The sequence below is a fragment of the Ruegeria sp. CK1 genome (assembly GCF_056536545.1).
On sequence record NZ_JBQFPX010000004.1, the window covers coordinates 23,227 to 45,786 of the forward strand.

The 22,560-nt window shown below is 53.4% G+C and carries 27 protein-coding genes; 16 read left to right on the plus strand and 11 right to left on the minus strand.

The features are described from left to right. The first annotated feature begins 26 nt into the window (after nucleotides 1-26). Nucleotides 27-347, plus strand: coding sequence for a thioredoxin (trxA, locus tag ACR0L3_RS11155; RefSeq protein ID WP_170444806.1), 321 nt, complete (start codon nucleotides 27-29; stop codon nucleotides 345-347). Between the two features lie 71 nt (nucleotides 348-418). On the opposite strand, the gene ACR0L3_RS11160 is transcribed toward trxA, so the two are convergent. After that, nucleotides 419-1,153 (minus strand): class I SAM-dependent methyltransferase, encoded by a 735-nt coding sequence (locus ACR0L3_RS11160; RefSeq protein WP_480745797.1) that lies wholly within the window; start codon nucleotides 1,151-1,153, stop codon nucleotides 419-421. A gap of 244 nt (nucleotides 1,154-1,397) precedes the next feature. On the opposite strand from ACR0L3_RS11160, the gene ACR0L3_RS11165 reads away from it, so the two are divergent. Next, on the plus strand, nucleotides 1,398-1,748 hold the full coding sequence (locus tag ACR0L3_RS11165; protein ID WP_480745798.1) for a Lin0512 family protein: 351 nt from the start codon (nucleotides 1,398-1,400) through the stop codon (nucleotides 1,746-1,748). Then, nucleotides 1,745-2,107, plus strand: coding sequence for a Lin0512 family protein (locus tag ACR0L3_RS11170; protein WP_480745799.1), 363 nt, complete (start codon nucleotides 1,745-1,747; stop codon nucleotides 2,105-2,107). The genes ACR0L3_RS11165 and ACR0L3_RS11170 overlap by 4 nt, the downstream gene beginning before the upstream one ends. A 51-nt stretch (nucleotides 2,108-2,158) precedes the next feature. On the opposite strand, the gene ACR0L3_RS11175 is transcribed toward ACR0L3_RS11170, so the two are convergent. Next, entirely contained in the window at nucleotides 2,159-2,353 is a 195-nt protein-coding gene (locus ACR0L3_RS11175) for a DUF1127 domain-containing protein (protein WP_480745800.1), read from the minus strand. Nucleotides 2,354-2,550: 197 nt separating this feature from the next. On the opposite strand from ACR0L3_RS11175, the gene hslV reads away from it, so the two are divergent. After that, nucleotides 2,551-3,108 (plus strand): ATP-dependent protease subunit HslV, encoded by a 558-nt coding sequence (gene hslV, locus ACR0L3_RS11180; RefSeq protein WP_480745801.1) that lies wholly within the window; start codon nucleotides 2,551-2,553, stop codon nucleotides 3,106-3,108. Here hslV and ACR0L3_RS11185 read toward each other — a convergent pair. Continuing rightward, complete coding sequence (locus tag ACR0L3_RS11185) at nucleotides 3,100-4,341, minus strand: MFS transporter (protein WP_480745802.1); 1,242 nt, start codon at nucleotides 4,339-4,341, stop codon at nucleotides 3,100-3,102. The two genes, hslV and ACR0L3_RS11185, sit on opposite strands and share 9 nt — an antisense overlap. A 192-nt stretch (nucleotides 4,342-4,533) precedes the next feature. On the opposite strand from ACR0L3_RS11185, the gene hslU reads away from it, so the two are divergent. The 3 genes from hslU (at nucleotide 4,534) to ACR0L3_RS11200 (ending at nucleotide 8,251) form a co-directional block, all read left to right on the plus strand. Continuing rightward, nucleotides 4,534-5,841: an ATP-dependent protease ATPase subunit HslU gene (gene hslU, locus ACR0L3_RS11190; RefSeq protein WP_480745803.1), complete on the plus strand. Its 1,308-nt coding sequence runs from the start codon at nucleotides 4,534-4,536 to the stop codon at nucleotides 5,839-5,841. A gap of 98 nt (nucleotides 5,842-5,939) precedes the next feature. Then, nucleotides 5,940-7,034 carry an alpha/beta hydrolase gene (locus ACR0L3_RS11195; RefSeq protein WP_480745804.1) on the plus strand — a complete coding sequence of 365 codons (1,095 nt, stop codon included), beginning with the start codon at nucleotides 5,940-5,942 and terminating at the stop codon, nucleotides 7,032-7,034. Further along, nucleotides 7,031-8,251 (plus strand): MFS transporter, encoded by a 1,221-nt coding sequence (locus ACR0L3_RS11200; RefSeq protein ID WP_480745805.1) that lies wholly within the window; start codon nucleotides 7,031-7,033, stop codon nucleotides 8,249-8,251. The genes ACR0L3_RS11195 and ACR0L3_RS11200 overlap by 4 nt, the downstream gene beginning before the upstream one ends. Here ACR0L3_RS11200 and ACR0L3_RS11205 read toward each other — a convergent pair. From ACR0L3_RS11205 to ACR0L3_RS11215, 3 genes are read right to left on the minus strand one after another with little or no spacing between them, the layout of a single operon-like run. Further along, the gene (locus tag ACR0L3_RS11205) at nucleotides 8,248-8,835 is read right to left on the minus strand and encodes a Smr/MutS family protein (RefSeq protein ID WP_480745806.1); all 588 of its coding nucleotides are present in this window, start codon (nucleotides 8,833-8,835) and stop codon (nucleotides 8,248-8,250) included. The two genes, ACR0L3_RS11200 and ACR0L3_RS11205, sit on opposite strands and share 4 nt — an antisense overlap. Further along, nucleotides 8,835-9,875: a murein transglycosylase A gene (mltA, locus tag ACR0L3_RS11210; RefSeq protein ID WP_480745807.1), complete on the minus strand. Its 1,041-nt coding sequence runs from the start codon at nucleotides 9,873-9,875 to the stop codon at nucleotides 8,835-8,837. The genes ACR0L3_RS11205 and mltA overlap by 1 nt, the downstream gene beginning before the upstream one ends. After that, nucleotides 9,872-10,531, minus strand: coding sequence for a Tim44/TimA family putative adaptor protein (locus tag ACR0L3_RS11215; RefSeq protein ID WP_480430043.1), 660 nt, complete (start codon nucleotides 10,529-10,531; stop codon nucleotides 9,872-9,874). The genes mltA and ACR0L3_RS11215 overlap by 4 nt, the downstream gene beginning before the upstream one ends. A gap of 107 nt (nucleotides 10,532-10,638) precedes the next feature. On the opposite strand from ACR0L3_RS11215, the gene ACR0L3_RS11220 reads away from it, so the two are divergent. Both ACR0L3_RS11220 and secB read left to right on the plus strand, forming a co-directional pair. After that, entirely contained in the window at nucleotides 10,639-11,130 is a 492-nt protein-coding gene (locus ACR0L3_RS11220) for an FxsA family protein (protein WP_480745808.1), read from the plus strand. Nucleotides 11,131-11,189: 59 nt separating this feature from the next. Further along, a complete protein-coding gene (gene secB / locus ACR0L3_RS11225) occupies nucleotides 11,190-11,687 on the plus strand; it encodes a protein-export chaperone SecB (RefSeq protein WP_480745809.1) in 498 nt (165 codons plus the stop codon). Nucleotides 11,688-11,714: 27 nt separating this feature from the next. Here secB and dnaQ read toward each other — a convergent pair whose 3' ends face one another. The 4 genes from dnaQ to ACR0L3_RS11245 are packed head-to-tail and all read right to left on the minus strand — an operon-like array spanning nucleotide 11,715 to nucleotide 14,449. Continuing rightward, complete coding sequence (dnaQ, locus tag ACR0L3_RS11230) at nucleotides 11,715-12,437, minus strand: DNA polymerase III subunit epsilon (protein ID WP_480745810.1); 723 nt, start codon at nucleotides 12,435-12,437, stop codon at nucleotides 11,715-11,717. Beyond that, complete coding sequence (gene coaE / locus ACR0L3_RS11235) at nucleotides 12,430-13,023, minus strand: dephospho-CoA kinase (protein ID WP_480745811.1); 594 nt, start codon at nucleotides 13,021-13,023, stop codon at nucleotides 12,430-12,432. The genes dnaQ and coaE overlap by 8 nt, the downstream gene beginning before the upstream one ends. After that, a complete protein-coding gene (locus tag ACR0L3_RS11240; protein WP_480745812.1) occupies nucleotides 13,020-13,853 on the minus strand; it encodes a shikimate dehydrogenase in 834 nt (277 codons plus the stop codon). Before ACR0L3_RS11240 ends, coaE begins: the two co-directional genes overlap by 4 nt. After that, entirely contained in the window at nucleotides 13,850-14,449 is a 600-nt protein-coding gene (locus tag ACR0L3_RS11245) for a Maf family protein (protein WP_480745813.1), read from the minus strand. The genes ACR0L3_RS11240 and ACR0L3_RS11245 overlap by 4 nt, the downstream gene beginning before the upstream one ends. Nucleotides 14,450-14,853: 404 nt before the next feature. Between ACR0L3_RS11245 and ACR0L3_RS11250 the strand changes: the two genes are divergently transcribed. The 7 genes from ACR0L3_RS11250 (at nucleotide 14,854) to ACR0L3_RS11280 (ending at nucleotide 22,217) form a co-directional block, all read left to right on the plus strand. Continuing rightward, a complete protein-coding gene (locus tag ACR0L3_RS11250; protein ID WP_480745814.1) occupies nucleotides 14,854-15,303 on the plus strand; it encodes a CopD family protein in 450 nt (149 codons plus the stop codon). Between the two features lie 122 nt (nucleotides 15,304-15,425). Then, nucleotides 15,426-16,697 (plus strand): transcription termination factor Rho, encoded by a 1,272-nt coding sequence (gene rho, locus ACR0L3_RS11255; protein WP_480745815.1) that lies wholly within the window; start codon nucleotides 15,426-15,428, stop codon nucleotides 16,695-16,697. Between the two features lie 31 nt (nucleotides 16,698-16,728). Beyond that, complete coding sequence (mnmE, locus tag ACR0L3_RS11260; protein WP_480745816.1) at nucleotides 16,729-18,015, plus strand: tRNA uridine-5-carboxymethylaminomethyl(34) synthesis GTPase MnmE; 1,287 nt, start codon at nucleotides 16,729-16,731, stop codon at nucleotides 18,013-18,015. A 12-nt stretch (nucleotides 18,016-18,027) separates the two neighbouring features. Then, a complete protein-coding gene (gene mnmG, locus ACR0L3_RS11265; protein WP_480745817.1) occupies nucleotides 18,028-19,896 on the plus strand; it encodes a tRNA uridine-5-carboxymethylaminomethyl(34) synthesis enzyme MnmG in 1,869 nt (622 codons plus the stop codon). After that, nucleotides 19,893-20,507: a 16S rRNA (guanine(527)-N(7))-methyltransferase RsmG gene (rsmG, locus tag ACR0L3_RS11270; RefSeq protein WP_480745818.1), complete on the plus strand. Its 615-nt coding sequence runs from the start codon at nucleotides 19,893-19,895 to the stop codon at nucleotides 20,505-20,507. The genes mnmG and rsmG overlap by 4 nt, the downstream gene beginning before the upstream one ends. After that, complete coding sequence (locus tag ACR0L3_RS11275; RefSeq protein WP_480745819.1) at nucleotides 20,500-21,303, plus strand: ParA family protein; 804 nt, start codon at nucleotides 20,500-20,502, stop codon at nucleotides 21,301-21,303. The genes rsmG and ACR0L3_RS11275 overlap by 8 nt, the downstream gene beginning before the upstream one ends. Nucleotides 21,304-21,323: 20 nt before the next feature. Continuing rightward, entirely contained in the window at nucleotides 21,324-22,217 is an 894-nt protein-coding gene (locus ACR0L3_RS11280; protein ID WP_480745820.1) for a ParB/RepB/Spo0J family partition protein, read from the plus strand. Here ACR0L3_RS11280 and ACR0L3_RS11285 read toward each other — a convergent pair. Continuing rightward, nucleotides 22,207-22,560: a YbaN family protein gene (locus ACR0L3_RS11285; protein WP_480745821.1), complete on the minus strand. Its 354-nt coding sequence runs from the start codon at nucleotides 22,558-22,560 to the stop codon at nucleotides 22,207-22,209. The two genes, ACR0L3_RS11280 and ACR0L3_RS11285, sit on opposite strands and share 11 nt — an antisense overlap.

Below are 22,560 nucleotides of genomic sequence, written 5' to 3' on the forward strand. Positions count from 1 at the left end.
AGCTTACCCCATTCAGGAGACAGAATATGTCGACCGTAGCCGTAACCGACGATACCTTTGACGCCGAAGTAAAGAATTCCGACATCCCCGTAGTTGTCGATTTCTGGGCCGAGTGGTGTGGTCCCTGTAAGCAGATTGGCCCCGCTCTGGAAGAGCTGGCCGCTGAATACGGTGATAAGATTAAAATTGCCAAAGTGGACGTAGACAGCAACCCGAACGCCGCAGCCGCCATGGGCGTGCGTGGCATTCCGGCGCTGTTCATCTTCAAGGACGGTCAGGTCGTCTCGAACCGTGCCGGTGCAGCCCCGAAGGCTGCGCTACAAAGCTGGATTGATGAATCCATCTGAATACACCAGTTCATTTCGGAAGAACGGGCATCGCGCAGCGGTGCCCTTTTTCTTTAACCATTCGCTCTGGATTAACGGTCGATCCATTCCTGCGGCAATTTCAACACCGGCCCATTCGGTCTGTGAGGACGATCCAGAGGATGCGGTAACTGCGTCACTGGAACAGCCTGCTTAATGCGATCCCGACGAACAAACGTAGCTTCAATCACCCGAGGAAACGTCTCACCTTCAATATCTACCGTTCCAGACGCGTTATTTGGGTGAATATGAGCGCAAACGAAGCCCTCTTTTAATGCAGACAAGGCGGGATACGCTCTCTGGAACGCACCCGGCTTCATCAGGATCGACGGTATGCGGTGAAGCTCAAGCACGATTATGCGAAATCGGTGCAGAAGATTAATTGGCAGTGTGGATAGGACTGGGTATTCAGCTGCTTCGATATCCATTTGCAGGATCATGTCACCTTCTGCTGGCGCAAACTCGGTCATCCAATCCTCAAGCGAAATCACGTCAGTGCCTGTCTTGGCAGCCAAGTGCTTTTTGACGAATACCGATCCCGGAACTTTCAGGATCGGTTCATCAACCGAACCATCTGCCATAAATGACGGAATCCCGTGTTTTGCTATATCCAACTCAAAACTAGACTGCCGAGATACGCCCGGAGAAAAACATGCAGTGATATCTTCGAGGTCGTTGGGTAATAGGTACCCTCCGTCCCCAAAATCACCAACACGGATCAGCTTATATCCCAAATCATAGGGTCTCACGACTTCGGCAAAAAAAGCGCGTCGGTCAGCCGTCTTCATGTCAATTTCAGGCAAAGTGAGCATTGGTAATCCGCCAGTGGTAAGTTCTATCTGACCACATTGCCTTGTCACGCAACGCTATGGAAGGTCAGCATTGTTTAATCCTTAACAGAGGCCGACGCAGAAACAGCAAACCTTTTCCGGTCGTTTCCCGGCCTATCCCCGCACTTTATGTTTGAATATGGGTATAAATTCGGGTTGCTTTGGCGGAAACAGTAATCGCTCAAGCACGAAAGAGAAATCAATGGCAAAGACACGGGTTCTTGTGGAATTCGGAATGGGGACGTCTTTGCGGCGTGAAGACTATACCGAAGCGGCGCTGCGCGCTGTCAAAGACGCATTGTGGCACAACTCGGTAAACATGGCTGAGCTGTTCGGATTTCCGAAAGAGGCGATGATAATCGACGCCGAGATTGGTGTGCAGCAGCCCGATCAGGTGGACTGCGACGCGCTGAAGGCCATATTCCCCTATGGGCAGCCGAACATCACCGTCACACAGGGCGGGTTGGATATCGAAAAACCGCATACAGAAGGGCGTACGGTGATTGCCAATGCAGCCGTCATTGTCTCATTCGATATGGAGCCGGTGACATGACCGAAAAACGTATCATTCTGGAAATGGGCACCGGGAACGACCTCTACGGTCAGGACTATACCAAGGCGGCGCGCCGGGCAGTGCAGGATGCGCTGCACCATTCTTCGATTACTCTGTTTTCAAAGCTGGGTATCGACCACTCTGAAATGCGAGTGCAGGTGACGATTGCGGTACAGGACCCAGATCGCGTGGATTGCGCGTTGGTCGCCGCGGATTTGCCACGTGGGCGCGCAGAGGTGCGGGCTGTGAAAGGCGGGCTGGACATTGAAGATACCGAAGCGGGCACACGGCATGTGATCGCAACAGCCGCTATCGAGGCGTTTCTGCCGGACCTTTCGCTTCACTACAAATTGTCATGAAAAAAGCCGCTCGGATGAGCGGCTTGCTTTCTTCGTCGTACTGGTCGCGGATCAAACGTTTTTGATGTCCGCGCGGCACAGGCCGATATCGTCCAACTGTGCATCGCTCAGTTCCGACAGGGCTTTGCGTGTTTTACGGGCTTCGTTCCAAGCTGCTGCTTTTTCGAAGGTTCCGGTGAACGCGTCCACTACGTGCAGGATGGTAGCTGCTCCGAGCGGCGCATGGATATTTGCTGTAGTTGCCATTTGCGCTTTCCTTAAAACTGAAACAGCCGACCTGTTGTCGGTTGTGAGCCTCATCTAGGATTTTCCCTCAAGACTCACAATTGCTAGTCTGGTAACCCCGATTTGCGTTTTTTGCATATCTTTTGGGCGGTTTATGAACTGTTGCGCTGCCGTCAGGTCCGGCCCATATAGGACGACAGTTGATATCGGAGGCTTTTATGGCGGACAGCGATTTTCCAGGTTGGCACGGCACAACAATCATTGGCGTCAAAAAGGGCGGTCAGGTGGTAATTGCCGGCGACGGACAGGTCAGCCTGGGCCAGACCGTCATTAAGGGCACCGCCCGAAAGGTGCGTCGCCTGACGCCCGGTGGGTTCGAGGTAGTGGCCGGTTTTGCCGGATCGACCGCTGATGCCTTTACCCTATTGGAACGGCTGGAGGCAAAGTTGGAAGCCACACCCGGCCAACTGGCCCGTGCGTCGGTTGAACTTGCCAAGGACTGGCGCACCGACAAGTACCTGCAAAAGCTGGAAGCGATGCTGATCGTCACCGACGGCAAGGACCTTTTGGTGATTACCGGGGCAGGGGATGTACTTGAACCGGAACACAACGTAGCTGCCATAGGATCGGGCGGAAACTATGCTCTGGCTGCTGCACGCGCGATGATGGACAGCGACAAAACGGCCGAGCAAGTGGCTCGTGAAGCGATGGCGATTGCATCGGATATCTGCGTCTACACCAACGGTAATCTGACGGTGGAAACGATCTCAGGCTAACAGCGCTTTGATCTCTTTTCCCTTCCATCGCATTTGCATCCCGATCAGGCCCAAGATCGCGGCGATGATCACAATGTAATATGGCACGCGAATGTCGATGCTCATCAAGCCGCCGCCTATCAAGGACATGACCCCGCCCGCCAGACAGAACACAGCGGTTGTAACTCCCATGACCCACCCCTGATCTGCTTCGCTGACAGCTGATGAAAAAAGGCCAAGCAGAGTTGGGTAGGACACACCGAAAAAGAAATAAAAGAAAAAGACCGGTACATAGCTGAACACGCCACTGGGGCTGAAAGCGAAGGCAAACCCGCAGATCACCATGGTCACAAGCGACACAAAAATGATCTGGTGCTTGCTGAACCGCTCTTGCGCGGGCTTCACAAGGAATGTGCTGGAGAACGCCAGTGCAAAGCCGATCACCACCATCGCCATACTGCCACCGATCACGCCATAGCCCCAGGCGCTAGTGAGGAAGTTGTCGACGAAAACATAGAAGGTGACATTGGCGACCATGAACAGCGCATAAACTGGCAGGATTTTCAGAACCATCGGATGTTCGCGCACGGCGATCAAACTGTCGGTGATGTCACGCGGGCGAAAGACAAAGGCAGCTCTCTCAGCCCTTGTGTCCTTGAAAAAGAACAACACCAGAAAAATGGCGATCAGCACCAAAACAAAAGCGCCGTAGAACGGGGTTTTCAGGGTCGCAATGCCGCCCAACAAGGTGGCGTCAGATAGAACCGCACCGATAATGGGTCCACCAACCAGTCCAAAGCTGACGCCAGTCACTATGTAACCCATGTTACGGTCCCGGTCGGCGGCATCCGTGCTGCCGTCAATCATCGCAGCCTGCGCAATCGGCTGGTTTCCAGCGGTGAAGCCTGTGATTGATCGACCGATGATCAACAGCAACAAGCTATTGACGTACAACGCCGCGATGGTCAGGGCATAGCCGATCAGCGCTCCACCCAGGCAAACCAGCAGTGCATTCTTTCGCCCGATGGAATCTGAGACTTTCGATACGTAGACAACACCCAGAAACCAAGACAAAAAGAAACATCCGATCACCAGCCCATAGTAGAAATGGCGCCGGCCTTGCGGCGTGCTGTCCGGCAAGAACCCGGATTTCGTTTCCATGATCAGTGAGTTGATGATGGGAAAGACCAACCCTTGACCAATCAGATCGACAAACACCACGAACAGCAAAGTGATCTTGGCAATTTTTGTCATGTTCGCGCTCCTGACCCACAACGCCTTGAAATCACTGTAACAGAGGGATCGCAATTCACCTATGGAAAGCATTTGCAAACCTGATGGTGCATTGTTAACCAACGCAGCCAATGAAATTGGCTTGGTTGTTTTCGCCATTGCGGTGATTACCTAGGCCGCATCTGACCCAAGCCGACCGAAAGGACTGCCCCCGTGACTGACCTGACCCCGCGCGAGATTGTCTCGGAACTGGACCGTTTTATCATCGGGCAGAAAGACGCCAAACGCGCCGTGGCCGTGGCGCTGCGCAACCGTTGGCGACGCAAGCAACTGGCCGACGATATCCGCGACGAGGTCTATCCCAAGAACATCCTGATGATCGGCCCAACCGGCGTCGGCAAGACCGAAATCAGCCGCCGTCTGGCCAAGCTGGCCCGCGCGCCTTTTATCAAAGTCGAGGCCACCAAGTTCACAGAGGTCGGTTATGTCGGTCGCGACGTTGAACAGATCGTCCGCGATCTGGCCGATGCTGCCATCATCCAAACGCGCGAATACATGCGCGAGGACGTGAAGGCCAAGGCCCATCAAGCCGCCGAAGACCGCGTGATTGAGGCCATCGCCGGGACAGACGCTCGTGAGGGCACGCGTGAAATGTTCCGCAAGAAACTGAAAGCCGGGGAACTGGACGATACCGAAATTGAACTGGAACTGTCCGACACATCGAACCCGATGCCGATGTTCGATATTCCCGGTCAGCCCGGCGGCCAGATGGGCATGATGAATTTGGGCGACATTTTCGGCAAAGCGTTTGGCGGGCGAACCGTCAAAAAACGCATGACCGTTGCCGATAGTTATGACGCACTAATTGGGGAAGAAGCCGACAAACTGCTGGATGACGAAACCGTCAGCCGTGTGGCGCTAGAGTCGGTCGAACAAAACGGCATCGTGTTTCTGGATGAGATCGACAAAGTTTGCGCGCGATCGGATGCACGCGGCGGCGACGTCAGCCGCGAAGGGGTGCAGCGCGACCTGCTGCCTCTGATCGAGGGTACGACGGTCTCAACCAAACATGGCCCGGTCAAAACTGACCATATCCTGTTTATCGCCTCGGGCGCGTTCCATATCGCTAAACCCTCAGACTTGCTGCCGGAACTTCAGGGCCGCCTTCCGATCCGTGTCGAACTGCGTGCTCTGACCGAAGAAGATTTCGTCCGCATCCTGACCGAAACAGACAACGCTTTGACCCTTCAATACACGGCACTGATGGGCACCGAAGAAGTCACCGTCAGCTTTACCGAAGATGGGATCGCCGCCCTGGCCCGTATCGCGGCGGACGTGAATCAAAGCGTTGAAAACATCGGCGCGAGACGGCTGTACACGGTAATGGAGCGCGTGTTCGAGGAACTGTCGTTCACCGCGCCAGATCAGGCGGGAACCGAAATTACAGTGAACGCACAGTTTGTAGAAGATAATCTGGGTGAGCTGACAAAATCGACGGATCTAAGTCGTTACGTCCTGTAACCTTTTCAGCCGAAATTCGCCGCTGTTCTTGCCCGTGTCTCTAGACGTTGGGCAAGAATTCGGTAGCGTAACGCAAAAGGCCCCAAGGACCCTATGCAATGCGCTATCTGATATTTCTGATCGTATCTCTTTCTCTGAGCGCTTGTGTGGATAGAACAGTATCCGAGATTGTTCCCTCGGCTGCTTCCATTGGGACACCAACAACGGTGTTTGCAAGTACCACCCGAGCACGTGAACCAAACGGAAATTATGGATTTAGACGCGGTGAGAAACTGCAGTTTCTGGAAACTACGGTCTCTATTCCACCAACACATACACCTGGGACACTGAGGTTTTCATACGCAAATCCAAATCCGCAAAAAGAGTTCGTGCTGGCAAACGTGACTGAACTCGACGGGCCGACCGGCTTGCGGGAACATCTGCGCGGTCAGGATGACGTCACGATCTTTGTTCACGGCTATAACTCCACCCAGACGGAAACTATTTTTCGGGCGGCTCAGCTGTCGCACGACATCGGCATTCCTGGAGCTATTCTGGTCTATTCTTGGCCCAGCCGTGCGACCGGATCCGGATATGCTTATGACCTCGACAGCATGCTGTTTGCCCGCGATGGGCTGGAGCAAACCATCCGCGAGTTGAAATCCATGGGCGTCAAGCGAGTTATTCTAGTTGCACACTCCATGGGCGGCGCCTTGTCGATGGAAATGATGCGCCAAGCTGAGCTGCAGGAGCCTGGTTGGTCCAATAGAAACATAGAAGGCGTGGTTCTTATCTCGCCTGATCTGGATGTCGACCTTTTCCGTTCACAGATGGAACGGATCAACAACCCACCGGATCCTTTCATCGTCATGGTTTCGCAAAAAGACAAGATTCTGAATATTTCCGCCCGCCTCCGCGGCACCGCCGAAGGAGAGCGGCTGGGCAACATCAGCTCGATCGAAACTTTGGAGGAATATCCGATCAACGTTATCGACACGACTGCATTCAACAGCGACGCTGAGTCTTCTCATTTTGTTGCGGCCACATCTCCGGCTTTACTGGCAATCCTTAGCTCAACCCGCCGTGTCAGCAGTACTTTCGGACCAAACGAGCAAACCATAGATATTCTGGTCCCGCCGGAAGAGCGCAACCCAGACGGTGCAACTGAGATCATCTTGACGGAAACTGGGCAGGCTCAGGTTTCAACTCCGTGACGCAGTTTAGGCTGCTCAGCTTTGTTCACCAAAACGCCTCATGGTTAGGTGCGGGCGTTTTGCTAACGTTCCTGTCCAGTTTCGGCCAGACCTTCTTTATCTCGGTCTTCGCCGGAGAAATCCGCACTGAATTTGGCTTAAGCCACGGAGCCTGGGGCGCGATCTATTCACTGGGTACTACGGTGTCGGCGCTGGTTATGATCTGGGCCGGGGCTCTGACTGATATCTTTCGCGTGCGGGTACTAGGCCCGGTTGTATTAGCGGGGTTGGTATTGGCAACACTGGCAATGGCACTGAACAGCTGGGTATTGCTGTTGCCGCTAGTGATCTTTCTGCTTCGCTTGTTCGGGCAAGGGATGAGCACCCATCTTGCTCAAGTCGCTATGGCCCGTTGGTTTACTGCGACCCGAGGCAAAGCGCTGTCGATTGCCACCATTGGATATGCGCTGGGGGAAGCGCTGTTGCCACTGGCGTTTGTTGCGGCAATGGGATTTGCTGATTGGCGGTGGCTGTGGGTAGTTGCTGCGGGGATTACCATATTGGGTATTCCCGTCCTGATCAGCTTATTGCGTCAGGAAAGAACACCCCAAAGCCTTGCGGCCGACTATTCAGCAACGGGCATGCAAAACCGCCACTGGACCAGACGAGACGCTTTGATCCATCCGCTGTTTTGGTGCATGGTACCAGCCGTTTTGGGCCCATCAGCCTTTATCACCGCCTTTTTCTTCCATCAGGTGCATTTGGCCGATGTCAAAGGTTGGTCCCATATCCAACTTGTCAGCCTGTTTCCCGTTTTTACGGGCGTTTCCCTGCTTTCGATGTTTGCGGCCGGGTGGTCTTTGGACAAGTGGGGTACGGCACGCCTAATGCCGTATTACCAACTGCCAATGGCAATAGGCTTTGCCATTTTGGCCATGTCCTCATCTGTCAGTGGCGCTATGGTTGGGCTTATTTTTCTAGGAGTGACCGTAGGAGCCAATAGCACCCTACCAAGCGCCTTTTGGGCCGAGTTTTATGGCACACAACACATCGGTGCGATCAAGGCGATGGCCGCAGCGGCGATGGTTCTGGGATCTGCAATTGGCCCCGGTCTGACTGGCATTTTAATCGACCTCGGCGTTTCGCTGGGTACGCAGTTTTTGTGGATTTCCACTTTTTTTGTCGGTGTCTGCATCCTGGTATGGTTCGGGGTATCCCATGCAGAACGCGACCTTTAACGAATGCGTCTGAGATAGACGTAATATGCGCCTTCGCCACCGTGGCTGATATGGGCGGGTGTCACCTGCATCACGGCTTGCGCCAGCGGTGGGATCGTCAGCCAATGCGGCACCTGATTGCGCAGTACGCCGCGCGGGGTGGGGATCGGTCCGGCTTCGTCCCGATCCTTTCCCTTTCCAGTAACCACAAGGACCAACCGCTTACCCTGTGCTTGGGATGTCAATACAAAGCGGATCAACGCCGGGTGTGCAGTGTCCACGCGCATCCCGTGCAAATCCAACTTGCCTTCGGGTTTCAACTTGCCCCGTTTCATCCGGCCAAAGGCTTTGCTGTCCATCTGAACCGGAGCCGCGCGCAGCGTATCCGTAACAGATGGCTTAAGATCATTGGGCTTCTTTTTTTGCTTGTGATTGTCGCCTATTTCAAACGCTTCAAACCGGGGTTTGGGTGCCTTCTTAGGCGTGGGTTTGGGCAGCGAGGTCGGATGCACCGTTTGGGGTATCTCAGGGTGCAGACGCTCAGCTTGTTTGGCGACCTTGCGCCATAGCTCAATCTCTTCAGCAGTCAGTTTTCGGCGAGACATTAGAATTCATCCGGGACCAGGGCATAGGCACGCTGGATTGGCAGTAGAACCACCATCCGGCCGGGGTCTTTCAGCCGCCCTGCAGCTTGACCGGCGGCGTCACCGGTGCCAAAAAATATATCCGCCCTCTGCGCGCCCTTGATCGCAGCGCCGGTATCCTGCGCTATCATCAAGCGACGCATCGGATCCTTGCCATCTTTCTCGACCCAGACCGGAGCGCCCAACGGCGTATAAGCTGGATCGGCTGCAATGCTGCGCATGGTAGTGACAGATCGGTTCATCGCACCCAATGGCCCAAGTTCGGGCGCGACGCGGGTAACTTCGCGGAAGAATACATAAGAGGGGTTGTGAAACAGCAGTTCCGCTCCAGCTTCAGGGTTCTTGCGCACCCAAGCCCGGATCATCTGTGCGCTGACCTCATGCGCGCCCAAAGCGCCGCGACGGATCAATTCGGTTCCGATAGACCGGTAGGGGTGCCCATTTGCGCCACCGTAACCAACACGCAAAGCACCGCCATCCGGCAGACGAATACGTCCCGAGCCTTGGATTTGCAGAAAGAACAATTCAACCGGGTCATCGACCCAGGCGATTTCCAAACCACGGTCGGTCATCGCATCACCGGTCAGGATTTCCCTGCGACTGAGCCATAGCCCTTCGGCCCGCGCTTCGGGTGGCATTTTGTAGATCGGGTATTTGAAGCGGTCGCTTCGTGTTCTTGACCCGTCCAATTCAGGTTCGAAATACCCGGTGAACAGCGCGTCCTTGCCGTCTTCGATAAGAACCGGCCGAAAGAAAAGCTCAAAGAACGCCCGTGCTGCGTCTGCTTCATAGGTCCGGGCCACGCCGCACAAGGCGCGCCAATCCGGATCATCCAGATCGCCACAAGTGTTCAGAAAAACCGAAAGGGCCGCCCCGTGATCATCGGCGGCCCAACCTTCCAAGTCACTAAACGACAGGATCGAGCGCGTCGCCTCGGCTCCGGCGGCGCTTGAGGTGGTCATCGCGCCCACCAGAAAAAGCGACCGGAGTGCGGCAATCATGCGTCCGTGGCAACAAGCAGCCAGTTCGGATCGTCCGAGCCCATGACACGGGCAAAGGTCCAGCTGTCCTTTTGGCGTTTGACGGTGTTTGGGTTGCCTTCGATGATATCGCCACCGCGATCCCGCACGACCGAGGTCAGTTCGCCCACGAATTTCATGGTGATCTCGGCCTGATTGGTATCTTTGTCGAACTTCACATCAGCCAGCGAGGTTTCGCGGACACCAATGAACTCGGCCTCGATGGTCAGACCTTTGTCTTCCCGATCTGCAACGACAGAAACGAAGGTATCAAACACCTCTTCGGACAGGAAAGGCTGGATTTCGTCCAGATTTCCTTTTTCGAACCCCATAACGATCATCTCATACGCACCACGCGCGCCTTGCACAAATTCACTTACTGAGAAGCTGGGTTCGACCCGCTTCATCGCGGCCAATGTCTGAGCCTGTTCGCTGTCTTCGGCGACATGGTCAGTGATATCGTGATCAGGGCCACCGTCGATCACCTCAAACCCGCGGCGAGCGCTGTTTGTATCAGGCTGTTGTTGAACGGGAGGTTTCTCAAAACCTTCACGCGTGCCCAGCACGCTTTTCAGGCGCAGGATCAGGAAAACGGCAATTCCGGCCAGGACCAGCAACTGGATCATCGGTTCGTTCATTTCATCCTCTTTTCAGACCGCGACTTTGTATACACGGCCTCATGCCACTATGTAGGTGACAGTTCGTGGCAAGTCCACTGCCCGGCCTCTGTTAAAGGATAACGCAAATGTACTTGTTCTTGGCATTTTTATTGGTGCCCATCGTCGAGATCGCCCTGTTCATTCAAGTTGGTGGTCTGATCGGCCTGTGGCCAACCCTTGCAATTGTGGTGCTAACGGCGGTTTTGGGCACTGCTTTGGTCAGGACACAAGGTCGCATGGCAATGGCCAACTTGCAGCGATCCTTTGCCGAATTGGACGACCCGACCGAACCATTGGCCCACGGCGCGATGATCCTTATGTCGGGTATGCTGCTGCTGACACCCGGATTTTTCACTGATGCCGTTGGCTTTGCGCTGCTTATCCCCGGAGTACGCTTGGCCGTGTTCCGATATCTTAAATCCAAAGTGAAGATCACTCAGTTCCAGATGGGCGGTGGTGCGCAATTCCGAACTGGAGCATCAAGATCAGACGATGACGTGATCGAAGGGGAATTTACCGAAGTACGACCTCGTGAAAACCCGTCAAAACCTTCGAAATGGGTCGAAGGCCCGCACTAGCATTGAGGTGCCGCGCCCAACTTGCTAAGCAGTGACGAATTTCTTTTTTGGAGTAGATCATGGCCGAAGAAAACGCTGCAGAAAATACTGCGGCACAAGCAGCCCCTCAGGTTCAGATGCGCGTTCTGGGACAGTTCATTCGTGATATGTCCTTTGAAAACGTAATGGCGCAAAAGGGCGTGTCCGGTGACGTTCAGCCCGAAATTGCCGTGCAGGTGAACCTGGATGCCAAAAAACGTCAGGCTGAGCATCAATACGAAGTCTCGATCAAGCTGAAATTGACGTCCAAAGCCAAGGGCATGGAAGACGTTCTGTTCCTGTGTGAGATCGATTATTGCGGTCTTTTCCACGTGGAAGGCGTCGCCGAAGATCAATTGCACCCTTTCCTATTGATCGAGTGCCCACGCATGCTGTTCCCGTTCTTGCGCCGGATTGTCAGCGACATCACCCGTGACGGTGGGTATCCACCGGTGAACCTGGACAATATCGACTTTGTCGCGCTGTACCGTAATGAATTGATGCGTCGTCAAGCCGAAGCACAAAAAACCGAAGCCTGATTGGTTTGACCCGCGCCGGGATTGACCTCAGGCGCGGGTCCACAGGGCGTTTTCGCCCAGTTTTTCCACAAATGCCTCGTGCGCGGCGCGTTCTTCATCGGTGATTTTCGATGCCAGTGGTGCCGGACGGGCCGTCGGCCGCCAATCTTCCTGACCGCCTGCTGCTGAAGACGCAGCCGTTGCAAGCCCGAAATCTGGCTGCCGTCCACCAATTAGTTCCAGATACACCTCTGCCAGAATCTCAGAGTCGAGCAACGCGCCGTGCAGCACCCGGTTGGTATTGTCGATATTGAACCGCCGGCATAGTGCATCCAGTGATGCTGGCGAGCCTGGAAACCGTTTGCGCGCGATCGCCAGCGTGTCCAGCGCCTGATCCATTGGGATTTGTGGCAATCCTAGCCATTTAAGTTCCGCATTCAGGAATTTCATGTCGAAGGATGCGTTATGGATCACCAGCTTCGAATCCTGAATGAAATCAAGAAAACCCTGACCAACCTTGGCAAACACCGGCTTATCTTTCAGCGTTACTTCGCCCTTTTCCGGCGGACGCGGATTGTCCAAAAGATCGGGGCCGATGCCGTGTACGCCGAATGCCTCTTCGGGCATGGATCGTTCGGGGTTTATGTAGACATGATAAGTTTCGCCCGTGGCCACGTGATTCCACAGTTCAACCGCGCCGATCTCGACAATTCGGTCACCGCTTTCGGGATCGAAGCCTGTGGTTTCAGTATCCAGTACAATCTCACGCATCTGCCAGCCCCGCCCGTATCTGCCTGACCACATCCTGCACCTGTGCGCGGGCGTGGTCCAGCGTATCCGTTTCAATCACGTAATCTGACCGTGCGCATTTTTCGTCATTTGGCATCTGCTTGGCGCGGATCTGTTCGAATTGTGCCTCAGTCATCGTTCCGCGTTCCATTACACGGCGCTTTTGTTCAGCAGCCGGTATCGACACGCAAACAACGGCGTCCATCGCCGCGTCGCCGCCGGTCTCAAACAGCAACGGAATGTCGAATACCAGAATGTCGGCCTTGGCCTGCTTCCGAAATTCCGCCCGATCGGCAGCAACCAATGGGTGCACAATGGCTTCGATCTTCTTCAACGAAGTTGGGTCCTGCGCGATGATCTGTTTGAGTGCGTCACGGCTGACGGCATCATCAACAATGGCTTCAGGAAACATGGCCCGAATGGGCGCGACAGCCGCTCCTTCCTTTGAATAGAGTCTATGTACGGCCTCATCGGCGTCCCATAGCGCACAACCTTCGTCGACAAACATCTGCGCTGTGGTGCTTTTGCCCATACCGATGGAGCCTGTCAGTCCAAGTGCAAAACTCATCCCAACACCGCCGCACGCAGATCATCTGTCACCTCAGGACGGATACCGAACCACCGTTCGAACCCTGGGACAGCTTGATACAGCAACATGCCCAATCCATCGACCACGGTGCAGCCTGCCAATTCAGCTTGTTCCAAAAAATAAGTTTTTAAAGGTGCGTAAACCAGATCTGTCACTACAGTGCCCGATTGCAGCCCGTCCATTGGTACGCGTAATTCTGGCTGCCCGAGCATTCCTAGTGACGTGGTGTTGACCACCAATGCTGCTTCTTCAACAACATTGCCCGCCTGAACCCAATCTATCACCGTGATGCGTGGGCCAAATTCCTCCTTCAGGTGATCTGCACGCTCGCGGGTGCGGTTGGTCAGAAGGATTTGGGGCACGCCGGCCTCTAAAAACCCTTGCAGAACAGCCCGCGCCGCGCCGCCCGCACCAAGAACAACTGCCGGACCAGTTGAGGGTATCCACCCAGGCGCGCCGCTACGCAGGTTCTCCATAAAACCGTAACCATCTGTATTATCTGCATGAATCGTACCGTCGCCATGCAGCGTCAGCGTATTCGCAGCACCAATTATTGAGGCGCGTTCTGACACCTGATCTGCGATGCGCAGCGCGGCCTCTTTATGAGGAACCGTTACGTTAACACCAACAAAACCGGCCTTTGGTAACATGCGTAGAACAGCCTCAAAGTCCGTGGGCGCAACATCCATGGGAATGTAGTACCCAGCCAACCCATAGGTTTTTAGCCAATGCCCATGCAGCTGAGGGGATTTCGAATGCGCAATCGGGTGCCCGATCACTCCGGCCAGTGGAATACGGTTATGCGTCATTGGTCGATCACCTTTTTAACGGCCAGATAGTTAAGCAGTTCCAACAGAGGCATACCCAAGACATTAAAGTAGTCTCCGTCAATGGTGGCGAACAGGCGAACACCTTCTTCTTCCAACTTATATGCCCCCACGGCATGCCGGATGCTGTCCCAGTTGCGGCTCACGTAATCACGCAAATAGGCATCCGAACTCATGCGCATCTTCAGGCGGACCTGGCCGACATGGCGCCAAATCGGCTCACCATCCTGATAAATAACCGCCGCTGACAACAACATGTGTTGCTTTCCCCGCATTGCCTTGAGTTGCCCAAATGCGTCCTCGGGTGTTTCGGGTTTGGAAAGCAGCTGGCCATCAAAGTCCAGAACCTGGTCGCAACCCAACACCATAGCTCCGGGGGATTTGTCGCTAACTTTGCGCGCTTTCATCTCAGCCAAAGCATCAGCAATATCGCGTGGCGATGCCTCCTCGGCCATCAGCGCGCGTTTCATGGCATCCTCATCCACGCGCGCAACTTGAGCAGAGAAGGGCACCCCTGCGTTCCGCAACAGCTGCGCGCGAATGGTTGAGCCCGAGGCCAGGATAATGGGGACAGACATGTGGAAAACCCCGTGTGCAAATCGTTGAACGTTCTGGGACGGTTTGTATGGTTTTCAGATTGACACGCAACCCCGGGATTTTCTCGTAAAACTTCCCTGAGTCGTTCGAACGCTGTCCATCCGGGACAAGGATAAGTCAAAACACTGGGATATCCCGGTATTCCAGATTTACCCAACGAGTTATCCTCAGACTTACCCGGAAAAATTCATTCTAACCATATATTTTTATTTTCAAAATTTTGAAACTCACAGAATCGCCTGGAAATCTGTTAACTCTTTCCACTTGGGGAAAACCCGTGTGTAAAAAAGTAATCCACGGATTTTGTTCACCCTACAAAACCATCTTCCTTTTTCTTTTCTTATTTTTTTATTAGGGAGAGTTCCGAGCAACGCCCGGAGCCAGAATGACCGATCTTCTTTTCACGATTTACCCGTGGGTGAAGTCTTTACACATTATGGCTGTCATCTCGTGGATGGCGGGGTTGTTCTACCTACCAAGATTGTTCGTGTATCACGTGGAAAAAGCAAAGGCGATCGAAGGGGCAGAAACCATCTTCTTTGAAATGGAAGAGAAGCTGCTGCGCGTGATCATGCGCCCTGCAATGATTGTGGCATGGGTGTGCGGGTTAATCATGGTGTTTACTCCGGGCATCGTCGGATGGGACTTTGCGTGGCCTTGGGTCAAAGGCACTGCGGTGATTGCGATGACCTGGTTCCATCACTGGTTGATGGCGCGGCGCAAAGACTTCCTAGCAGGCAGAAATAAGCTCACTGGGCGGCAGTATCGCATGATGAACGAGGTTCCTACCGTTCTTATGGTTACCATCGTTCTAGCGGTCATTCTGAAGTTCTAAGAGGCTGTTTGACTCTTGGTCACTAAGCGCATAATTATCCGGTAACACGCCCGTCCGGGCGGCGTATCTTCCGTACTGAATTTCCACTTCGTGCCGCGGTGCTAGCGGTGAAGGTATATATCATGACAACTGAAACCCTGAATCTGGCCGACCTAAAGGCCAAAAGCCCAAAAGACCTTCTGGCGATGGCCGAAGAGCTGGAAATCGAAAACGCCTCGACCATGCGGAAAGGCGAGATGATGTTCCAGATCCTGCGCGAACGCGCGGATGACGGCTGGACTGTCAGTGGTGATGGCGTTCTGGAAGTTTTGCAGGATGGTTTTGGCTTTTTGCGCTCGCCCGAAGCGAACTATCTACCGGGTCCAGATGACATCTATGTATCGCCAGAGATGATCCGCCAGCATTCCTTGCGCACCGGTGACACTGTCGAAGGTGAAATCAAAGCGCCTGATGATAGTGAGCGCTACTTTGCGCTGACCAAGGTCACCAAGATCAACTTTGAAGATCCTGAAAAGGCAAAGCACAAGATCCTGTTCGACAACCTGACGCCGCTTTATCCGGATGAGCGCCTGAAGATGGAGATCGAGGACCCGACCATCAAGGACAAGTCTGCCCGCGTAATCGATCTGGTTGCGCCGATCGGTAAAGGCCAGCGTTCGCTGATCGTGGCACCGCCGCGGACGGGTAAGACGGTGATCCTGCAGAACATCGCGCATTCTATCGAACAGAACCATCCCGAGTGCTACCTGATCGTCCTGCTGATTGACGAACGGCCGGAAGAAGTGACGGATATGCAGCGTTCGGTGAAGGGTGAGGTTGTATCTTCCACCTTCGACGAACCGGCAACCCGCCACGTGGCCGTGTCGGAAATGGTCATCGAAAAAGCCAAGCGTTTGGTCGAACATAAACGAGATGTTGTTATTCTTCTCGATTCGATCACAAGACTTGGTAGGGCGTTTAACACCGTGGTGCCATCTTCGGGTAAAGTTCTGACCGGTGGTGTCGATGCAAACGCCCTGCAAAGACCAAAGCGCTTCTTCGGTGCGGCGCGGAACATTGAAGAAGGCGGCTCGCTGACCATCATTGCAACCGCGCTGATCGATACCGGTAGCCGGATGGACGAAGTAATCTTTGAAGAATTCAAAGGCACCGGTAACTCGGAAATCGTTCTGGATCGTAAGATTGCAGACAAGCGCGTGTTCCCGGCGATCGACATTCTCAAGTCCGGTACGCGGAAAGAGGACTTGCTGGTCGACAAGGGCGATCTGGCTAAGACCTTCGTTCTGCGCCGCATCCTCAATCCGATGGGTACCACCGACGCAATCGAATTCCTGTTGTCCAAGTTGAAACAGACGAAGACAAACGGTGAATTCTTCGATTCGATGAATACCTGACACAGGTCTTAGACCTAAGCGAGGCCTTCGAATGGATACGATATTCGCCTTGGCCAGCGCACAAGGCAAAGCAGGGGTGGCGGTCATACGCCTCTCTGGTCCCTTGGCGCATTCTGCTGCGGCTGATTTGACTGACGGTTCTCTGCCTGCCCGCGGCATGCGGGTTAGGTCACTGTATGCAAGTGACGGATCACGGTTGGACGACGGGCTGGTTCTGACGTTCCAGTCCCCAGCGAGTTTCACGGGCGAAGATGTGGCTGAATTGCAGATTCATGGCAGCACGGCAGCTGTAAACTCAGTGATGAGATATCTGTCCGACAAAGACGGTCTACGGCTTGCTGAGCCAGGAGAATTCACGCGGCGAGCGCTAGAAAACGGCAAGATGGATCTTACGCAAGTCGAAGGTCTGGCTGATCTGATCGACGCGGAAACCGAGGCGCAGCGGAAACAAGCCCAGACTATTTTGGCCGGCGCGCTTGGAAACTTAGCTGAAAGATGGCGTCGGGATCTGATCCGTGCGGCATCTTTGTTGGAAGCTGTGATTGACTTCGCAGATGAGGAAGTACCGACCGACGTCACGCCTGAGGTTGAAAAGCTGGTGGGCGGCGTCCTGCAAGATCTGAAGCGCGAAGCGGAAGGCGTTAAAATCGCCGAGCGTATTCGAAACGGTTTTGAAGTGGCGATTGTAGGCTTACCAAATGCCGGTAAGTCCACTTTGTTGAATGCCTTGGCAGGACGAGAAGCTGCAATCACTTCGGAATACGCGGGTACGACTCGCGATGTGATTGAAGTTCGTATGGATCTTGGCGGACTTCCGGTTACTCTTCTAGACACAGCTGGTTTGCGAGAAACCGAGGATCATGTTGAAAACCTTGGGATAGAGCTCGCTCGGAGACGAGCGGAAGCGGCTGATCTGAGAGTGTTTCTAACAGAAAACCCTGAGGAGTTGGGTGTTCTCTTGGTCGATGGCGACATTCAGCTTTTACCAAAAGCTGACCTTCGTGGTGATACTTTAGATGGGATCTCCGGGAAAACGGGGTATGGGATTGATCGACTGATATCGCATATATCTAGTGTCCTGAAGCAACGATCCACTAGTCATGGTATAGCAACGCGAGAACGACATCGCGTGGCGCTGATGGATGCCAGCACGTCTTTACTTGCCGCGATAAGGGTTCTGGAATCAGGACCAGACTTATATGATATTGCGGCAGAAGAACTACGTACAGCGATCCGCTCTCTTGAAACATTGGTCGGTAGAATAGGGGTCGAAGACCTGCTGGACGAAATATTCTCCAGCTTCTGCCTTGGAAAGTAAGGAGTGTTTCACGTGAAACATTCAAAGTTTGATGTGGTGGTCATTGGCGCTGGCCATGCTGGTACTGAGGCTGCGCATGCGTCCGCTCGGATGGGTGCTGAAACAGCATTGGTGACGCTGTCGGCGCAGGACATCGGCGTTATGTCCTGTAATCCCGCCATTGGTGGCCTTGGTAAAGGGCATTTGGTGCGTGAAATCGATGCACTAGACGGCGTTATGGGGCGGGTGGCTGACCAGGCTGGTATTCAATTTCGCTTGTTGAACCGTCGAAAAGGCCCTGCTGTTCAAGGCCCCAGAACTCAGGCAGACCGCGCATTGTATCGCTCTGTTATGCAGAAAGAGACAAAGGCGCAGGAGCACCTATCCGTCATCGTCGGAGAAGTTGTTGATTTTCTGATGGATGGGCCGAAAGTCGTAGGAATAAAAATGGTTGACGGTTCGGAGCTTCGCGCAGGTGCAGTCATACTTACGTCTGGTACCTTTCTACGCGGTGTCATTCATATCGGTGACGTTTCTAAACCAGGCGGACGAATGGGAGACCGCCCTTCTGTCAAACTGGCGGAACGTCTGGACAGTTTTGATTTGCCATTGGGGCGTTTGAAAACCGGTACACCGCCAAGGTTAGATGGACGAACAATAGATTGGGCAGACCTTGAGCGTCAGGACGGCGACGATGATCCTACACTGTTCTCTTTTCTGTCCAGTTCAATTTCCGCGCCTCAGATTTCTTGCGGAATTACGCATACAAACGCAAAAACTCATGAAATCATCGAAAAAAACCTGTCTAGGTCAGCAATGTACGGGGGGCATATCGATGGTGTCGGTCCCCGCTATTGCCCGTCTATCGAAGACAAGATCGTTCGGTTTTCCGACAAGGAATCCCATCAGATTTTCTTGGAACCCGAAGGGGTTAACGACCACACGATCTATCCCAACGGCATTTCCACGTCTTTGCCGCAAGATGTGCAGCTTGACTATGTCCGGTCCATTAAGGGGCTGGAAAACGCCGTAATCCTGCAGCCCGGCTACGCGATTGAATACGATTACGTGGACCCTCGGGTATTGACTTCATCTTTGTCGCTGCCAGAAGCGCCCGGCTTGTATCTTGCTGGTCAAATCAATGGAACAACAGGGTATGAGGAAGCCGCTGCTCAAGGTCTTGTGGCTGGGTTGAACGCGGCTCTGAGCATTTTGGGTCGTGATCCAGTGCATTTCACGCGCGCAGACAGCTATATCGGTGTGATGATCGATGACTTAACGACACGCGGGGTGGCAGAGCCGTACCGTATGTTCACCTCGCGCGCGGAATTCCGTTTATCTCTGCGCGCTGACAACGCCGATCAAAGGTTAACGCCCTTAGGAATTGATCTTGGATGCGTCAGTGAAACGCGGAAGACCCATTTTGAAAGTAAGATGGATAGGTTGACCGCCGCTAAATCGAAGTTGATGGATCGCACATATACTCCGAAAGAAGTACGAAGCGTGGGAATCAATGTAAACCAGGACGGTAATCGCAGGGACGGGATGGCGCTTTTGGCGTTTCCGGATGTTGCGTTTGACGACCTTTTCCCACTTGTGCCGGGATTAGAGGAAGTTGACGCGGAAATACGACTTCAGGTCGAGCGGGATGCGCTATACGCAAACTACATCGCACGGCAGCAAAAAGATGTCGAAGCCATGAAACGCGACGAATCTTACGAGATTCCAAGGGATTTTGACTTTTCCAAGTTGGATGGTTTGTCTTCCGAGGTCACACAGAAGCTTACACAAGCTAGGCCGCTGAACATTGCTCAGGCCGCTCGGGTGGATGGCGTAACGCCAGCCGCACTTACTTTGTTGCTGGCAAAACTGAGACGGGAACAGAAAGTGCGGAAAGCATGAGTTCAGAGGTGTTGAGCGGATTTGATGTTTCACGTGAAACATTGGATCGGCTTGAAACTTATGTGAGTTTGGTTCAACGCTGGAACCCCAAGATAAACTTAGTTTCTCGGAATAGTCTTAAAGACATATGGTCGAGACATATCCTGGATTCCGCACAAGTTTTCCATTGCGCAGATGAATTTCAGAACTGGGTTGATTTGGGCAGCGGAGGGGGCTTTCCAGGCATGGTTTGTGCAATCATGGCTGTTGAAAAGGCGCCACACGCGCAATTTACGTTCGTTGAGAGTGATCAAAGAAAATCTGCATTCTTGCGGAATGTTGCACGAGAGTGCGGTGTAAAATGTAACGTAATTTCAAGACGAATCGAAGACTTGGATCCTTTAGGTGCTGATGTCCTAACGGCGCGCGCCTTGGCTGAGCTAAAAACGCTATTGTCCTTTTGCGACAGACATTTAGAACATCTGGGTATTGCGCTGTTGCCTAAAGGAGCAAACTGGAAAAAAGAGCTTGAAGGAGCGCAGGAGGAATGGAAATTCGATTGTGAGCCGATTACAAGTTTAACTGAACCTCAAGCTGTTATTCTAAGGATCAAAGGAGTATCGCGTGGTTGATCTGTCTCGTCCCTCAGGGCCCCGGATTATTGCGGTTGCCAATCAAAAGGGAGGGGTGGGAAAAACAACAACAGCGATAAACCTTGCCGCGGGGCTTGCCGAAGCGGGTTGCAGGGTTCTGGTTGTTGATCTTGATCCCCAAGGCAATGCTTCAACAGGGCTGGGCGTAGAAGATAGGGATTGGACCACTTACGATCTTATCCTGGACGAAGCCCCGCTAGAGGCGGTGTTACAGGAGACGGACATTGAAGGGCTATTTGTTGTTCCTGCGACTGTTGACCTGAGTTCCGCCGACATTGAATTGATTTCCAATGAAAAACGCAGCTATTTGTTGCATGACGCTTTGCGTCAAACGGCTATTGATAAGTTTGAGTTGGATTTCGTTCTGATAGACTGCCCACCTTCACTGAATTTGTTGACGGTGAATGCGATGGTGGCAGCTCATTCCGTCTTGGTTCCGCTGCAAAGCGAGTTTTTTGCCCTAGAAGGGCTTTCGCAGCTTATGCTGACCATTCGAGAGGTCCGGCAAACCGCGAACCCAGACCTCAGAATCGAAGGTGTTGTGTTGACTATGTATGACAACCGCAACAACTTGTCCCGTCAGGTCGAAAAGGATGCGCGTGACAATCTGGGTGAGATGGTATTTAAAACCAAAATACCCAGAAATGTGCGGGTCAGTGAGGCACCGTCGTATGCGTTACCTGTTCTGCAATATGATTCGGGGTCATTGGGGGCGATGGCGTATCGGCACTTGGCTCGTGAAGTCATACATAAAAATAAAAATGCCGCCGCTTGAGTGGCAGTGAGGAGGGCGCAGTGACTGCAAAAAAATCAAAACCCAGAGGTTTGGGCCGAGGTTTATCAGCCCTGATGGCCGATGTAACGCAGGAAGCCGGGGGTTTGGCCTCATCTGAACCGCGCCGACCTGACATGAAAGTGCCAATTGAAAAGCTGCGGGCTAACCCTAACCAGCCACGCAGAACTTTTTCGTCGGAACAACTGGAAGAGCTTGCGGCTTCTGTAAAAGAAAAAGGTATCATTCAACCTCTCATCGTGCGTGAGGTTTCTGGGGGCCAATACGAAATTGTCGCCGGTGAACGCCGCTGGAGAGCCGCTCAGATGGCTCAGCTGCATAATATTCCGGTTGTGGTTCGTGATTTTGACGATACCGAAGTCCTCGAAGTCGCGATCATCGAAAACATTCAACGCGCTGACCTGAATGCGGTTGAAGAGGCTGCTGGCTACAAGCAGCTCATGGATCGTTTTGGTCATACACAAGAAAAGCTGGCTGAAGCGCTTGGGAAAAGCCGCAGTCATATTGCAAATTTGCTTCGCCTGCTTTCGCTGCCGATGGATATTCAAACATTGGTGATCGAAGGAAAGCTGTCAGCTGGTCATGCGCGAGCACTGATTACGGCAGAAAACCCATCAGAACTTGCGAAAATAGTAGTGAGGGATGGGCTGTCCGTGCGTGCTACTGAGGCGCTTGTAAAGAAACAGCAGGCAGATCCGGCAAAATCAGCGCCGCGCTCACGTAACCTTGATGCCGGCAAGGATGCCGATACACGGGCGCTGGAAAAAGACCTTTCGGCAATTCTTGCGATGAAGGTTGCCATCAATCACAAGGCTGGAACGGAAACTGGGCAGGTTGTTTTAACCTATGAGAACCTGGATCAGCTGGATGATCTTTGTGCCAAACTCAGCCGTTAGGCCGGGTCCAGATAAAGATCATGACGCAGCTTAGAACCACAGCCTGAATGATCAGAACGTGGGAAGGCAAGGCGAGCAGGATAGACAAACCGAATACGGCGGCAACTGAAAGAGTAGCCGCCTTTTTTGCGCTTGGACGTATGGCGCCAGAGGTTTGCCAATCCACGATCATTGGCCCGAAAGTTCTATGTGTGATCAGCCAATTGTGCAAACGAGACGAAGATCGCGCGAAGAAAAAGGCCGCCAACAAAAGGAAGGGCACTGTGGGCAAGAGGGGCAGGGCGATTCCCACGACAGCAAGCCCAACGCAGATCAATCCCAAAGCAGCCCAGAAATATTGCAT